Source organism: Streptomyces sp. NPDC014870, from assembly GCF_043081505.1.
GTDB lineage: Bacteria > Actinomycetota > Actinomycetes > Streptomycetales > Streptomycetaceae > Streptomyces.
The window spans coordinates 181,227-195,647 of record NZ_JBIBWQ010000009.1 but is presented as its reverse complement, the minus strand read 5'-3'; the positions used below and the strand labels follow the sequence as shown (position 1 = coordinate 195,647).

At 71.1% G+C, this 14,421-nt stretch carries 12 protein-coding genes; 7 read left to right on the top strand and 5 right to left on the bottom strand.

Annotated features, from left to right (window positions below; translation table 11 throughout):
• Positions 1–81: 81 nt before the first annotated feature.
• Positions 82–636, bottom strand: a complete 555-nt coding sequence (locus ACF09C_RS25640; protein ID WP_392094654.1) for a dihydrofolate reductase family protein — start codon at positions 634–636, stop codon at positions 82–84.
• 119 nt (positions 637–755) lie between these two features.
• On the opposite strand from ACF09C_RS25640, the gene ACF09C_RS25635 reads away from it, so the two are divergent.
• From ACF09C_RS25635 to ACF09C_RS25625, 3 genes are read left to right on the top strand one after another with little or no spacing between them, the layout of a single operon-like run.
• Entirely contained in the window at positions 756–1,712 is a 957-nt protein-coding gene (locus tag ACF09C_RS25635; protein WP_392094652.1) for a LysR family transcriptional regulator, read from the top strand.
• Positions 1,713–1,761: 49 nt separating this feature from the next.
• Positions 1,762–3,051, top strand: a complete 1,290-nt coding sequence (locus ACF09C_RS25630) for a glycosyltransferase 87 family protein (protein WP_392094650.1) — start codon at positions 1,762–1,764, stop codon at positions 3,049–3,051.
• A gap of 35 nt (positions 3,052–3,086) precedes the next feature.
• Positions 3,087–4,787, top strand: a complete 1,701-nt coding sequence (locus ACF09C_RS25625) for an FG-GAP repeat domain-containing protein (RefSeq protein WP_392094649.1) — start codon at positions 3,087–3,089, stop codon at positions 4,785–4,787.
• A gap of 57 nt (positions 4,788–4,844) precedes the next feature.
• On the opposite strand, the gene ACF09C_RS25620 is transcribed toward ACF09C_RS25625, so the two are convergent.
• Both ACF09C_RS25620 and ACF09C_RS25615 read right to left on the bottom strand, forming a co-directional pair.
• Positions 4,845–7,259, bottom strand: coding sequence for an HAD-IC family P-type ATPase (locus tag ACF09C_RS25620; RefSeq protein ID WP_392094647.1), 2,415 nt, complete (start codon positions 7,257–7,259; stop codon positions 4,845–4,847).
• A gap of 124 nt (positions 7,260–7,383) precedes the next feature.
• Positions 7,384–7,665, bottom strand: coding sequence for a DUF2530 domain-containing protein (locus tag ACF09C_RS25615; protein ID WP_392094645.1), 282 nt, complete (start codon positions 7,663–7,665; stop codon positions 7,384–7,386).
• 140 nt (positions 7,666–7,805) lie between these two features.
• Here ACF09C_RS25615 and ACF09C_RS25610 point away from each other — a divergent pair, with 140 nt between their 5' ends.
• Entirely contained in the window at positions 7,806–9,257 is a 1,452-nt protein-coding gene (locus ACF09C_RS25610) for an NCS2 family permease (protein WP_392094643.1), read from the top strand.
• Between the two features lie 3 nt (positions 9,258–9,260).
• On the opposite strand, the gene ACF09C_RS25605 is transcribed toward ACF09C_RS25610, so the two are convergent.
• On the bottom strand, positions 9,261–9,470 hold the full coding sequence (locus ACF09C_RS25605; RefSeq protein WP_392094642.1) for a ribbon-helix-helix protein, CopG family: 210 nt from the start codon (positions 9,468–9,470) through the stop codon (positions 9,261–9,263).
• 132 nt (positions 9,471–9,602) lie between these two features.
• Here ACF09C_RS25605 and ACF09C_RS25600 point away from each other — a divergent pair, with 132 nt between their 5' ends.
• Both ACF09C_RS25600 and ACF09C_RS25595 read left to right on the top strand, forming a co-directional pair.
• Positions 9,603–10,046, top strand: a complete 444-nt coding sequence (locus ACF09C_RS25600; protein WP_392094640.1) for a MarR family winged helix-turn-helix transcriptional regulator — start codon at positions 9,603–9,605, stop codon at positions 10,044–10,046.
• A 27-nt stretch (positions 10,047–10,073) separates the two neighbouring features.
• Complete coding sequence (locus ACF09C_RS25595) at positions 10,074–11,411, top strand: MFS transporter (RefSeq protein ID WP_392094639.1); 1,338 nt, start codon at positions 10,074–10,076, stop codon at positions 11,409–11,411.
• A gap of 137 nt (positions 11,412–11,548) precedes the next feature.
• On the opposite strand, the gene ACF09C_RS25590 is transcribed toward ACF09C_RS25595, so the two are convergent.
• The gene (locus ACF09C_RS25590; protein ID WP_392094637.1) at positions 11,549–12,058 is read right to left on the bottom strand and encodes a GNAT family N-acetyltransferase; all 510 of its coding nucleotides are present in this window, start codon (positions 12,056–12,058) and stop codon (positions 11,549–11,551) included.
• Positions 12,059–12,215: 157 nt separating this feature from the next.
• Here ACF09C_RS25590 and ACF09C_RS25585 point away from each other — a divergent pair, with 157 nt between their 5' ends.
• Positions 12,216–14,375 (top strand): hypothetical protein, encoded by a 2,160-nt coding sequence (locus ACF09C_RS25585; RefSeq protein WP_392094636.1) that lies wholly within the window; start codon positions 12,216–12,218, stop codon positions 14,373–14,375.
• The last annotated feature ends 46 nt before the right edge of the window (positions 14,376–14,421 follow it).

Sequence of the window (14,421 nt, the reverse complement as noted above, 5' to 3'; positions counted from 1 at the left end):
ATCGGTGGCCCGCGCTTGACTCCGGGTCGCGCGCGGCGGCATAGTGACGAACATGGAACGAGACGAAACGTCTCGTCTCGTTTATTCGGGGGAGGGGGACGCCGGTGCGTAGACGAGCACCACGACGCCCGTGTCGAGGACCTCGGTGCGCAGGTGCTTCAGGCGGCCCCGGAAGCCGTCGGCGGCGAGGCTTCCGCCACCCGCGATCACGGGGTGCACCCAGAAGTGGATCTCGTCCAGGAGGCCGTGTGCCCACAGGGTCCTGGCGACGGGGCCGAAGCCGTACATGAGGATGTCGCCGCCCGGCCCCTCCTTCAGTGCGGCGAGCGCCTCGACGGCCCCGGCCCGGGGCAGGACCGTCGTCGGGCCCCACCCGCCCCCGGTCAGGGACGAGGAGACGACGTACTTGTCGATGGCGTTCATCCGGTCGGCGAAGGCGTCGGCACCGGCGCGCTCCGACCACGCGGACGCGAAGTTCACGTAGGTCTCACGCCCCATCAGCAGGGCGTCGGCGGCGAACAGCAGCTTGTCGGCGTACCGCTCCAGGTCGTCGCTCCAGTGCTCGAAGGACCACTGGTCCAGCTTCTCGATGTCGCCGTCGAGGGAGAGATAGGTCGAGTTGATGATCTTGCGCATGGGGGTTCCGCTCCTGGGGCTTCGGGATCACCCCAGCATCGAGACGCGCGAACCGGCCGACAAGAACGGAAGCGAGCACGCTGCGTTGAGCGTGGCTACACGACGAGGAGACCCCCCGCATGCTCGAACGGCTTGAGCTGGAGGCGTTCCTCGTGCTGGCCGAGGAGCTGCACTTCGGCAGGACCGCCGAGCGGCTGCACGTCACGACCAGCCGGATCAGCCAGACCGTGAAGAGGCTGGAACGCCGGGTCGGAGCACCGCTGTTCATCCGCAACAGCCGCCGGGTGACCCTGACCGAGCTGGGCACGCGGCTCCGTGACGATCTGCTGCCCGCGTACGAGCAGATCGGCCACGGACTCGCGCGGGCCGTCGCCGCCGCCGGCCGCGGGAGCCGGACCCGCGGCGTGCTGCGGGTCGGCTGGTCCACGCCGTGGTGCGGGAACCTCGTGGTGCGGGCCGCCGAGGTGTTCCGCGCGCGGCACCCGGACTGCGCGGTCGAACTCCGGGAGATCCAGCTCCGCGACCCCCTCGGCGGCATGCGCGCCGGCACGATCGACGTGCAGCTGACCGAGTTCCCGGTCGTCGAGACGGACATCACCACCGGGCGGCCGGTGTTCACGGAACCCCGTGCGCTCATGGTCCCCGCGGACCATCCGTTCGCCTTCGAGGCGTCGGTCTCCCTGGAGGACCTCGCGGACACGGTGCTCGTCACTCTCGCCGACGCCCGCGTCCCCCGCTACTGGATGGACCGTCACTTTCCCCGCCGTACCCCGGCCGGCCGCCCCGTCCCTCAGGGACCCGCGGCGCTCTACTGGCCCGAGATCCCCGTGTACGTCGCCGCCGGCGCGGGCGTCAGCGCCGTCGCCGCCCGCGCGGAGCGGTTCCACGCCCGCCCGGGCCTGACCTTCGTACCGTTACGGGACGCCTCGACCGTCGACTACGGGCCGATGTGGCCCACGGCGGGCCGCAACCCGCTGCTCGCCCCCTTCCTGGACGTCCTCGGCGAACTCGCGCCGCCGACGGCGGCCACCTGGCCCTGTGGGTGCCCGCCCGACGGGGGACGCGGGCGGGCGTGAGCGGTGCGTCCGTGGAGCCGGGGGCCGTCGCGGCCTACATTCCCGGTCCATGACGCAGCAGAAGACCGGCCTCCTGGGCGGCGTGGCTCCCGCCCCGGACGCGAACCCGGCCACCGGTTCCGCCCGGTCCCGGGCTCTGCGGCCGTGGCACTCGCGCACCGTGCTCGCGGCGGTCTGGGCACTGACCCGGATCGTCATGGTGTACCTGCTGGTCCAGGACGACATCGGGGTCAGCAACGTCTCCTCCGAGGTGGAGTTCCTCTACCCGCGCTGGTCCCAGCAGCTCGCGGACGGCTCCTACCCGGTCGGTGACGTCACCTGGCAGTACCCGCCGGGCGCGGGCCTGCTGTTCCTGTCGCCGTCGCTCCTGCCGTTCCTCGACTACTTCGCGGCGTTCCTCGCGCTCACCCTCCTCGCCGACGCGGTCGTCGCGGTCGCGCTGGCCCGCCCCGGCCGCGGGCTCGCGGGCGCCTGGCTGTGGACCGCCGGGCTGCCGCTGCTCCTCAACCTGCCGCACGGCCGGTTCGACATCCAGGTGACCGCCCTCGCCGTCCTCGCGCTCCTCGCCGGGCGCCGCAGCCCGCGCCTCGGCGGGGCGTTCGCCGCGATCGGCGCGCTGGTCAAGGTGTGGCCGCTGCTCACCCTGATCGGGCTCGAACGGGGCCGTACCACCAAGGACGCCTGGGTCGCGGCCGCCGCGACCGCCGCGGCCCTCCTGACCGTCCTGGCCCTCGCCTTCCGGCACAGCTTCGACTTCCTGCAGCAGCAGGGCGCCCGGGGCGTCCAGATCGAGTCGCTGGGCGGCACCGTGCTGTCGCTGATGCGGGCGTCGGGGCTGCCCATCTGGGTCGAGACGCGGTACGGCGCGCTGGAGTTCGCCGGTGAGCAGGTGGCGAGCATGGCGCAGCTGTCGCTGGCGCTGACGGCGGCGGCCTTCGGCTGGCTGATGCTCTGGCGGGGCCGGGCCTCGCGCTGGACGGACGCGACCCCCTTCGACGCGGCGCTCACAGCGGTCCTGCTGTTCACCGTCACCAGCCGCGTGATCAGCCCCCAGTACATGGTCTGGCTCCTGGGCCTGGCCGCCGTCTGCCTCACCTCCCGCCGCACCACCCAGCGCCCGGTGGCCTGCCTCCTGCTGGCCGCGACGGCCATGACGGCACTCGCCTTCCCGACGTACTACCTGGAGGTCATGCAGGGCTCCGCCCTGGGCAACACGCTGATGGTCCTGCGCAACGGGCTGCTGCTGGCGGCGGCGGCGGTGTCCTGCCGGCGGCTGTGGACGGCGACGACCGAGGGAGCAGGGGCACCCACCGGCGAACCGCGTGGCGGCGGGTCCTAGGATCTGGCCCTCACGTACTTCCCTGGGGGGAAAGCATGTCCACTTCTTCGCGTCGGCGTTCGCGCGCCCGGCTCGTCGCCGCCTGCACGGGTCTCGCGGCCATGGCCGGTCTGATGCTCGCGCAGCCCGCGGCGGCCGAGGACCCCGCCCCGCCGGCTCCGGCGAAGGCCCTGCCGAGGCTGGACCTGTCGGGGGACGGCAAGGGCGAGATGGTGTACCGCCCGTTCGCCGGCGCGCTGCAGGTGCGCAACACCATGACGAGCTCCTTGGCGTGGGAGTTCCACCTCCAGGAGGACCTTCCGGGAGCGGTCTCCTTCAAGGACTACATCCCGGTCGGTGACCAGGACGGCGACGGTGCCCCGGAGATCCTTGCGCTCACGGCCGACGGCGCGCTCCACCTGGTGCGCACCCGGCCGAACAGGAACGACGGCGTCGTCGCCGCGAACAGCCAGGTCGGGTGGGGCTGGCAGATCTACAACAAGGTGCTGTCGCCGGGCGATCTGAGCGGGGACACCCGGCCGGACCTGCTGGCCCGCACGCCTGCCGGGGAGCTGTACTTCTACCCCTCCACCGGCAACACGGCCGCGCCGTTCGGCCCGCGCGTCAGGGTCGCCACCGGCTGGCAGGTCTACGACCAGCTGGTCGGTGTCACCGACGGCAACGGAGACGGCGTCGGCGATGTCGTCACCCGCAACCCCTACGGGGAGCTGTTCTTCCACTCCGGCGTCCCGGGCGCGTCCCCCTCGTTCCTGTCGCCCCTGCGAGTCGGTCATGGCTGGGGGATCTACAACCAGATCGCCGGCGGCGACGACATGGACGGCGACGGCATCGGCGACCTCGCGGGCCGGACGACCGACGGGATGCTCTACGTCTACAAGGGGCTCGGCCAGGGCGGGTTCGCACCGCGCGCCCTGAGCGCCTGGGGTTACGGTTGGCACAACGCGGACGTGCTCTTCGGCGCCGGTGGCAACCCCGGCTACGGCAAGACCCGTATCCAGGGTCTCGGGACGGACGGCAAGCTCTACTCGTACCAGGCGGTCGGCGACGGCACGCTGGCACAGCGGCGCGCGGTCCCTTCGCCGTACTTCTGCTCCATCTCGTCCGGGACGAAGTCGATCGTCCTCGCCTCCGACCTCGTGCTCGACGGCCGCCCCGACCTGCTCGCCCTGTGCAAGGACGGTTACCTCACGGGCGGATCCGAGGCGCAGTCCACCATCGGCGGGGGTTGGGGCGTCTACAACGCCCTCGTCGGTCCCGGAGACCTCACCGGTGACGGCAAGGGCGACCTGATCGCCCGCGACGCGTCCGGCACCCTCTACCTGTACCGCTCGATCGGCGACCCGCGCGATCCCTTCACTGCCTTCGCCACGAGGGTCAAGGTCGGCGGTGGCTGGAACGCGTACGACCGGATCGTCGGTGCCGGTGACTACACCGGAGACGGGCGGGCCGACATCGTCGCCCGTACGCCGTCGGGCGTGCTGTACGTGTACGCCGGTACGGGCTCCGCGGCCACCCCGTTCGCCTCCCGGGTCGAGGTGGGCCGCGGCTGGCAGATCTACGGCAAGCTCGCCGCGATCGGGGACGCCGACGGTGACGGCCGCGGCGAGCTGCTCGCGGTCGACCGTGACGGCAAGCTGTACCGCTACGGGTCGAACGGCAGCGCGCCGGGCATCGGCCTCTTCCGGCCCCGGGCCCTGGTCGGCGGCGGCTGGAACATCTACCGCGAGCTCCACTGAGACAGCGGCCGCGCCGGGTGGACCGTCAGGACCTCAGGACATCGGGCCGTCAGGCCCTCACGCCGGGAACCTGTGGTCCACCCAGCGGAACGTGAACTCGATCAGTGCCGCGCCCGCCGCCGCGATCGCGACCGCTGTCCACGGCATCGTCACGCCGACCAGCTTCAGGGCGAAGAAGTCCTGGAGCCAGGGCACGACGAGGACCAGGAGGAACGCGCCGCCCATGGTGGCGACCAGGGCGAGGCGCCACCAGGTGTAGGGGCGGGCGATGATCGCCAGGACCCACATGGAGACCAGGAAGAGGGTCAGCGTCGCCGCGCTCGTCTCGGCGTCCAGGGCGCCGGGGCCGCTGTAGTACGAGCGGGCCACCAGGTACGTGGCGAAGGTGGCCGCCGCCGCGACGATGCCGCCGGGGATCGCGTACCGCATCACCCGTTTCACGAAGTGCGGCTTCGCGCGCTCCTTGTTGGGGGCCAGCGCCAGGAAGAAGGCCGGGACGCCGATCGTGAGGGTGGACAGGAGCGTCAGGTGCCTCGGCAGGAAGGGGTACTCGACCTGGCTGCACACCACCAGGACGGCGAGGAGGACGGAGTAGACCGTCTTCGTCAGGAAGAGGGTCGCGACCCGGGTGATGTTGCCGATGACCCGGCGGCCCTCCGCGACCACCGAGGGCAGCGTCGCGAAGGAGTTGTTCAGCAGGACGATCTGGGCGACCGCGCGCGTCGCCTCCGAGCCCGAGCCCATCGAGACGCCGATGTCGGCGTCCTTGAGCGCGAGCACGTCGTTGACGCCGTCGCCGGTCATGGCGACCGTGTGGCCGTGGGACTGGAGCGCGCCGACCATGTCCCGCTTCTGCTGCGGGGTGACCCGGCCGAAGACGGTGTTGCGGTCGAGTTCGTCGGCCATCGCGGCCTGCTCGGTGGGGAGCCGGCGGGCGTCCACCGTGTGCTCGGCGCCGGGCAGTCCCAGCTTGCCCGCGACCGCGCCGACGGAGACCGCGTTGTCGCCGGAGATGACCTTCGCGGCGACGTTCTGGTCGGCGAAGTAGGCGAGCGTGTCCGCCGCGTCGGGGCGCAGCCGCTGTTCGAGGACGACGAGGGCCGTCGGGCGCGCGTCGGCGGCGACCTCGGGGGAGTCGAGCTCGCGCGCGGTGCGGGCGAGGAGCAGGACGCGGAGCCCCTGCTCGTTGAGGTGGTCGATCTCGTCGAGGGTCGGGTCGCCTGCCTTCAGGAGCACGTCGGGCGCGCCGAGCAGCCAGGTCGATGAGTCGCCGTTGCCCTCGCTGAAGGCGGCGCCGCTGTACTTGCGGGCGGAGGAGAACGGCAGCGACTCGGTGCAGCGCCACTCCTCCGCGTCCGGGTAGGCGTCGATGATGGCCTGCAGGGAGGCGTTGGGGCGCGGGTCGGACTCGCCGAGGGCGCCGAGGACCTTCCGTACGTACGACTCGTCGCTGCCGTTGAGCGCGCGCAGTTCGGTGACGTCCATGCCGCCCTCGGTCAGCGTGCCCGTCTTGTCGAGGCAGACGACGTCGACGCGCGCGAGGCCCTCGATGGCGGGCAGCTCCTGCACGAGGCACTGCTTGCGGCCGAGCCGGATCACGCCGATCGCGAAGGCGACGGAGGTGAGGAGGACGAGCCCCTCGGGGATCATCGGCACGATGCCGCCGACGGTCCTGGCCACGGACTCCTTGAAGTCGGTGTCCTTGACGACGAGCTGGCTGATGATGAGGCCGATCGCGGTCGGGACCATCATCCACGTCACGTACTTGAGGATCGTGGAGATGCCGGAGCGCAGCTCGGAGTGGACGAGGGTGAAGCGGGAGGCCTCCTCGGCGAGCTGGGCGGCGTACGCCTCGCGCCCGACCTTGGTGGCGGTGAACGCGCCGCCGCCCGCGACCACGAACGAGCCCGACATCATCGTGTCGCCGGGCTTCTTCACCACCGGGTCGGCCTCGCCGGTCAGCAGCGACTCGTCGACCTCCAGGTTGTCGACCTCGGCCACCTCGCCGTCGACGACGACCTTGTCGCCGGGGCCGAGCTCGATGAGGTCGCCGAGGACGATCTCGGAGGTGGAGACCTCGGTGGCGGCTCCGTCGCGGCGGACGGTGGGTTTGGCCTCGCCGATGACGGCGAGCCCGTCGAGGGTCTTCTTGGCGCGCAGTTCCTGGATGATGCCGATGCCGGTGTTGGCGATGATCACGAAGCCGAAGAGGCTGTCCTGGATCGGCGCGACGAACAGCATGATCACCCAGAGCACGCCGATGATCGCGTTGAAGCGGGTGAAGACGTTGCCGCGGACGATGTCGACGGTGGAGCGCGAGCTGCGGACGGGGACGTCGTTGACCTCGCCGCGCGCGACGCGTTCGGCGACTTCCGCGGAGGTCAGTCCGGCGACCCGGTGGACGACGGGGACGGGTGGTTCGTCCGCGGTGTGCTCGCCGCCGCCGGTGTCGATCTTCGCCCGCTGAGTCATGGTTCCGACGGTACGACCGGAAGCGAGCGTTCACCTGCCGGGCAGGGTGAACATCAGACCGCGGGAGGACCGAAATCGTCCCGGGGTACTACGAGGGCCCGGGACGCCACGGGATCCCGGGCCACTACGGCTGGGACGGCTCCTGCGGCGCGGACGCCTTCGCCGCCTCCGCGCGCTTGATCGCCGCGTCCCGCTTCCGTACGTACCAGATGCCGATCAGCCCGAGGCCGCCACCGGCCAGGCACGTCCAGACCCACCAGGTCAGGTCCCGGTCGTCGAACCAGCCGTAGAAGGGGACCTGGACGAGGAAGAGCACGAACCAGAGGATCGTGCCGCCCGTGATGGTGCCGACGACCGGGCCCTCCAGGGGCTCGGGCGCCTCGTGCTTGGGGGTCCACTTCGCCATGCGGTCAGTCTAGGCGCCGATTCCGAGGGTCTACGCGCGGAGATGGACGCTCGCTCGTTCATGTGTTCATACTGAAACGGTTTGCTTCTGGCGGGTTTCCTTCGTATGAACCGCCAATCACGACCCCCACGAGGAACCCCATGAGCACCACGGCCACCGCCAAGGCCATGCCCCCCGCCCCGGAGGACGGCACCCCCTCCTCCGGCGGACTCGACCGCTTCTTCAAGATCTCCGAGCGCGGCTCCACCGTCGCCCGCGAGGTCCGCGGCGGTTTCGCCACCTTCTTCGCGATGGCCTACATCATCGTGCTGAACCCGATCATCCTCGGCAGCGCCAAGGACATGTACGGGCACCAGCTCGACAGCGGCCAGCTGGTCACCGCGACCGTGCTCACCGCGGCCTTCTCCACGCTCCTCATGGGCGTCATCGGCAACGTCCCGATCGCTCTGGCCGCCGGCCTCGGCGTCAACACGGTCGTCGCGCTGCAGCTCGCGCCCCGGATGTCCTGGCCGGACGCCATGGGCATGGTCGTCCTCGCCGGCCTCGTCGTGATGCTGCTCGTCGCGACCGGTCTGCGCGAGCGCGTGATGAACGCCGTCCCGGTCGGCCTGCGCAAGGGCATCGCGATCGGCATCGGCCTCTTCATCATGCTCATCGGCCTCGTCGACTCGGGCTTCGTCTCCCGTATCCCCGACGCCGCGCACACCACCGTCCCGCTCCAGCTGGGCGCCGACGGGCACCTCAACGGCTGGCCGGTCCTGGTCTTCATCCTCGGCACGCTGCTCACGCTCGCGCTGATCATCCGCAAGGTGCCGGGCGCCATCCTCATCTCGATCGTCGTGATGACGATCGTGGCGATGGTGATCAACGCCGTGGCGGAGATCCCGTCCTGGGGTCTGACCACCCCGACCTGGCCCGGTAACCCGGTGGCCTCGCCCGACTTCGGGCTCGTCGGCCAGGTGAGCCTCCTCGGCGGCTTCGAGAAGGTCGGGATGCTCACCGGCGTCCTCTTCGTCTTCACCGTGCTGCTGTCCTGCTTCTTCGACGCGATGGGCACCATCCTCGGTGTCGGCGACGAGGCGAAGCTGACGGACAAGGACGGCAACTTCCCGGGCATCAACAAGGTCCTCCTCGTCGACGGCCTGGCGGTCGCCTCCGGCGGCGCGACCTCGTCCTCCGCCACCACCTGCTTCGTGGAGTCCACGGCGGGTGTCGGCGAGGGAGCCCGTACCGGCCTCGCCTCGGTGGTCACCGGCGCGCTGTTCTCGGTGGCGCTGTTCCTCACGCCGCTCGCCACGATGGTCCCGTCCCAGGCGGCGACGCCCGCGCTGCTCGCGGTCGGCTTCCTGATCCTGGCCGGTTCGATCAAGGAGATCGACTGGAGCGACTTCACCATCGCGGTGCCGGCGTTCCTGGCGATGGTGATGATGCCGTTCACGTACTCCATCACCAACGGCATCGGCATCGGCTTCATCGCGTTCAGCGTGCTGCGGCTCGCGACCGGCCGGGGCCGCGAGGTCCCGGTGGCGATGTACGTGGTGTCGGCGGTCTTCGTCTTCTACTACGCGATGCCGGCGCTCGGCCTCACGTAGTTCTCAGGCGGTAGGAGCGGTGTCCGCGGGCTTCTCGAGCCCGTAGAACTTCTCCGTCTCGTCGACGGCCGACTTGAACCGTTCGTCGAAGTCATCGCGGATGAGCGTCCGGACCACGTAGTCCTGGACGCTCATTCCGCGTTTGGCGGCGTGTCCCTTGAGACGGTCGAGCAGCTCACCGTCGATGCGCAGGCTGAGCACGGTCGATCCCATGCCCGTCAGGGTCGCGGCACGGACAGGCCCGGTGCGTCACTTTCCGAATACATCTCACTCGTTTGGGTGACAGATTCGGTCGTCGGCATTCCGAATGGTATTTAGAGCGTCTAATGAGTTACGCTAAGGACTATGCCTGACCTGTCCCACGGCACCGCCGACGACGCCGCCGCCGTGAACGCGCTCCGCTCCGCCGTCATGCGCCTCAGCCGACGACTCAAGCACCAGCGCGTCGACGAGTCGCTGAGCCCCACCGAGATGTCGGTGCTCGGCACCCTGGCCCTCTGCGGCTCCGCCACCCCCGGTGAGCTGGCCCGCAAGGAGCACGTCCAGCCGCCGTCGATGACCCGCATCGTCGCGCTGCTCGAAGCCAAGGGGCTGGTCAGTCTTGAGCCTCACCCCGACGACCGCAGGCAGAAGGTCGTCAGCCAGACCGAGCAGGCCGAAGCCATGCTCGAAGAGTCCCGCCGCAAGCGGAACGCCTGGCTGGCCTCCCTCGCCGAGGGCCTGGACGAGGACGAATGGGCCAAGCTGCGCGCGGCCGCCCCCGTCCTGGAGAAGCTCGCACACCTCTGACACTCGACGCCGAGGAGGCGACGCACTTTGAGTACGGGACCCGGAGCAGACTCCGCACCCGTCCACAAACCCGCAACCACCAACCGCGGTCGGGGGGAAACCTTCTCCTCGCTCCGCATCCGCAACTACCGGCTGTTCTTCACCGGTGCCATCGTCTCCAACACCGGCACCTGGATGGCCCGCATCACCCAGGACTGGCTGGTCCTGAGCCTCACCGGCTCCGCCGCCGCCGTCGGCATCACGACGGCGCTGCAGTTCCTCCCGATGCTGCTCTTCGGTCTCTACGGCGGCGTCATCGCCGACCGCTACCCGAAGCGGCACATCCTCCTCGTCAGCCAGGCCGCCCTCGGCCTCTGCGGACTCACGCTCGCCGTCCTGACGCTCTCCGGCCACATCCACGTCTGGCACGTCTACCTGGTCGCGTTCCTGCTCGGCATGGTCACCGTCGTCGACAACCCGACGCGGCAGTCCTTCGTCTCCGAGATGGTCGGCCCCGACCAGCTGCGCAACGCCGTCTCGCTGAACTCCGCGAACTTCCAGTCCGCCCGGCTCGTCGGCCCCGCCGTCGCCGGTCTGCTGATCGCCACGGTCGGCAGCGGCTGGGCCTTCCTCCTCAACGGCCTGTTCTTCCTCGCCCCGCTCACCGGCCTGCTGATGATGCGTCCGGCGGAGTTCCACAAGGTGGAGCGCGCGCCGAGAGGCAAGGGCCAGCTGAGAGAGGGACTCCGTTACGTCGCCGGGAGACCGGAGCTGATCTGGCCGATCGTCCTCGTGGGCTTCATCGGCACCTTCGGCTTCAACTTCCCGATCTTCCTCACCGCGTTCTCCGAGGAGATCTTCCACGTCGGCGCGGGCACGTACGGCTTCCTGAACACGCTCCTGGCGGCCGGCTCCCTCGCGGGCGCGCTCTACGCGGCCCGGCGCGGCTCCACCCGGCTGCGGACGCTGGTGGTCGCGGCGGTCGTCTTCGCCGTACTGGAGATCGCGGCGGCGCTGTCACCCGCCTTCTGGCTGTTCGCGCTGCTGCTCGTGCCGATCGGCATGTTCGGCCTCACGGTCAACATCACCGCCAACTCGGCCGTCCAGCTCGCCACCGACCCGGTGATGCGGGGCCGCGTCATGAGCCTCTACATGATGGTCTTCGCGGGCGGTACGCCGATCGGCGCGCCGCTGCTCGGCTGGATCACGGACACCTACGGCCCGAGAGTCGGCTTCGCGACGGGCGGCCTGGTCTCCCTCGTGGCGGCCGGCACGATCGGCCTGATCCTGGCCAGGGTCGGCGGCCTGCGGATGGACCTGGGCTGGCACCACGGCCACCCGCGCGTCCGCTTCGTGCCGCGCGAGCGGCTGGCGACGGCGGCGTAGCCCTCGGGCGGGCGGCGGGGCCGGGTAGGGGCGGGCCCGGGTCCGGGCTGCGGGGGTCTTCCCGCTTCCCGGTCGGGCACCGCCCGCCCCGGTCAGGCGTCTCCCGCCCGCCCCCACCCCCGCCCCCGCCCCCGCCCTCACACCCGCTGTTCCAGCACCTGCCCCGGCCAGCCGTCGCCCACCGTGAAGGACTCCGTCCGCGTGAAGCCCTGGCGCTCGTAGTACGCCACCAGGCGCCCCTCGCTGCCCGCGAAACAGTCCACGCGCAGCAGCGAGAGGCCCTGGCGGCGGGTCTCCGCCACGGCGTGCGCGAGCAGCGCCGCGCCCACGCCGCGGCCGTGGAACCTCCCGTCGGTCGCCAGGATGTGGACGTACACCTCGGGCTCGTCGGCCGGTGCGACGTACGGCGCCGGGTGCGGGGTCAGGGTGAGCGTGCCCGCCGGTACGCCGCCGATCTCCGCGATCCACGGAGTGCCCTCGGCCACGATCTCCTCGACCCGCCGCACCGACTTCTCGCTGCCGGACCACGGCCGGGTGCCCCACTGGTCGGTGATCCCCTTGCCGTTCAGCCAGACGACCGCGCTGTCGAGCAGCGCGAGTATCGCGGGGACGTCCTCCGCCCCGCCCTTCCTGATGGTGATCTCCATCCGGCCGAGCGTAGTCGTACAACCCTTCGGTGAACTCGGCCGTCAGGAAGGGGGAATCCATGTCGTTGGGGAGGAATACACCTTGCGTTCAGCTCTGTCGCGTCGTGTCTCGATTTCGGTAGGGGTCGTCCTTGCGGTCGCGGCCCCACTCGTCTCCGTGCCCGCCACGGCCACGGCCACGGCCGCCACCACCGCCACCACCGCCGTCACGGCCGCCACCGCTCCGATCAAGGTCCCCTTCCTGGCGTCGGGCGGACAGGTGATCGGTGCCGGGAAGACCGGGTTCCTCACCCGGGACGCGGACGGTGTCGAGCGGTGGACGCGGTACGCGGACGGCGTGTCGACAGTCGTCGGCTCCCAGGAGCTCGGCGTCACCGGCTCGGCCTCGGACGTCGTGTGGGTCACCAAGGCCCGGTTCTCCCGGTTCGGCACCGAGTCGGCGACGGCGTACGACATGGCGACCGGCGCGGCCCCCGTCACCTTCGGCGGGTTCGCGGGGCAGGCACGGGACGCGGTGGGCACCGCGCTCTTCGACGAGGACATGGACGGCGGCATCCACCTCGTCACCCCGGCGGAGGGCCGCCCCGTGGCCGGGCTGGAGAAGCCGAACCACGTCTCCTCCTCCTTCTACGTCGCCGACAGCCTGCCGGGGGCCGCTCTCGCGGTCCGTAAGCTCGAGACCTCGGACAGCGCGGACCTGGTGGTCGTCGACATCGCGGGCGCCCGTGTCAGCGAGAGGTACCTCACGACCCCGAATGCCTCCGTGTCGGGTGCCTCGATCACGCCGGACCGCGTCGTGTGGGTGGAGCGGAAGGACGGGAAGTCCGTCCTCGCCGCCGCCGAGCGCGGCTCGACCGAGGTGACCCGGGTGCCGCTGCCCGACGCCGGCATCTCGCCGGTCGACGGCGGCCTCCTCGGGGACTGGCTCGTGTCGAACGCCGAGGGCGGGCTCACCGTCGACCCGCTCGCAGGCGGGGCCCCGGTCCGAATCCTGGACCACGCCGAGAGCGTCCGGAAGTCGGCCGACGGCTCGTTCCTGGCGCTCGGGACCACGCCGGACCGCGGGCCGGGCGTCTACCGGATCGCCCTCGGGGCGGACGGGAAGCCCGCCGCCCAGCTGATCGCCTCCACGGGCGAGCCGCCGGCGCCCACGACCCCGGTCAGCTTCGTGAGCGCGTCCGTCCCGGCCACCCTCAACCTCGACGGTGTCGCCAAGACCCCTCTGAGCTGGAAGTTCTCCACCAGCAAGGTCGACCTCAAGATCGAGTTCCGCTACCGGCCCGCGCTGGGCGAAGGCTCGGAGTCGTTCGTCATGAACCTCCGCCCCCGCACCACCGGCACGGGCGTCCTCCCCGACGGTTCCCTGGGCATCGACTGGGCCGGGGAGACCGGGTACTTCGGCGAGAACGTGAAGGCGGCGCCCAACGGCACGTACGACTGGACCGTGACGGCCAGGCCCTGGAACGGAATGCCGGCCGTCGAGGCCACCGGAGCCTTCGAGGTGAAGCGTTCGCCGCATGCGCACGACTACACCGCCAACGGCTCGGCGGACCTGTTCGCGCGCCGGGCCGAGGGGGAACTCGTCGCCTTCGACACCCGCTGGGACGACGCCACGGGGCGGCTCGTCACCGGCCAGCAGCACAACGGGGTCGTCTGGTGGGGCGACTGGAACACCTACGACCGCGTCGAGGCCACCGGAGACGTCGCGGGCAACCAGGTCTTCGACACCGTCGCCCGCGACAAGGCCGGAGTCCTGTGGCTGCACGAGGGCGACAACGTTCGGTCGGGCCACCTGCCCAAGCGCGTCGGCGGCGGCTGGGGCATCTACCAGCACCTCGCGGGCGGCAGCGATCTGACCGGCGACGGGCGGGCGGACCTGGTCGCCGTGGAGAAGGCGGGTGACCTGTACCTGTACGAGGGGACCGGGACCGCGTCCGCGCCGTTCAAGCCGCGCAAGAAGATCGGCTTCGGCTGGGGCATCTACAACGAGCTGGTCGCCGGGGGCAACATCGCCGGTGCCCCGGCCGGCGACCTCATCGCCCGGGACGCGTCCGGTGTGCTCTGGCTGTACCTGGGCAAGGGGGACGGCACCTACGCGCCCCGCGTCAAGATCGGCGGAGGCTGGAACGAGTACCGGGACATCGTCGGGATCGGCGACGCGAACAAGGACGGCCGCCCCGACCTGTACGCGCGGAGCACGTCCGGCAAGGCGTACTTCTACGCCGGTACGGGCAGCTGGCGGGCGCCCTTCGCGCCCCGGGCCGCGACGACGGTCGGTGTTCCCGAGGCCGGCCTGACGTACAACAAGGTGTTCTGACACCCGGTGGGCCCGGGGCGAACGGCGGTCACCGCCCTCCGACGTC

What these genes read in the sequence shown, in the direction of transcription:
- ACF09C_RS25640 (WP_392094654.1), bottom strand. Translation starts at nt 636, where the DNA reads ATGCGCAAGATCATCAACTCGACCTATCTCTCCCTCGACGGCGACATC.
- ACF09C_RS25635 (WP_392094652.1), top strand. Translation starts at nt 756, where the DNA reads ATGCTCGAACGGCTTGAGCTGGAGGCGTTCCTCGTGCTGGCCGAGGAG.
- ACF09C_RS25630 (WP_392094650.1), top strand. Translation starts at nt 1,762, where the DNA reads ATGACGCAGCAGAAGACCGGCCTCCTGGGCGGCGTGGCTCCCGCCCCG.
- ACF09C_RS25625 (WP_392094649.1), top strand. Translation starts at nt 3,087, where the DNA reads ATGTCCACTTCTTCGCGTCGGCGTTCGCGCGCCCGGCTCGTCGCCGCC.
- ACF09C_RS25620 (WP_392094647.1), bottom strand. Translation starts at nt 7,259, where the DNA reads ATGACTCAGCGGGCGAAGATCGACACCGGCGGCGGCGAGCACACCGCG.
- ACF09C_RS25615 (WP_392094645.1), bottom strand. Translation starts at nt 7,665, where the DNA reads ATGGCGAAGTGGACCCCCAAGCACGAGGCGCCCGAGCCCCTGGAGGGC.
- ACF09C_RS25610 (WP_392094643.1), top strand. Translation starts at nt 7,806, where the DNA reads ATGAGCACCACGGCCACCGCCAAGGCCATGCCCCCCGCCCCGGAGGAC.
- ACF09C_RS25605 (WP_392094642.1), bottom strand. Translation starts at nt 9,470, where the DNA reads ATGGGATCGACCGTGCTCAGCCTGCGCATCGACGGTGAGCTGCTCGAC.
- ACF09C_RS25600 (WP_392094640.1), top strand. Translation starts at nt 9,603, where the DNA reads ATGCCTGACCTGTCCCACGGCACCGCCGACGACGCCGCCGCCGTGAAC.
- ACF09C_RS25590 (WP_392094637.1), bottom strand. Translation starts at nt 12,058, where the DNA reads ATGGAGATCACCATCAGGAAGGGCGGGGCGGAGGACGTCCCCGCGATA.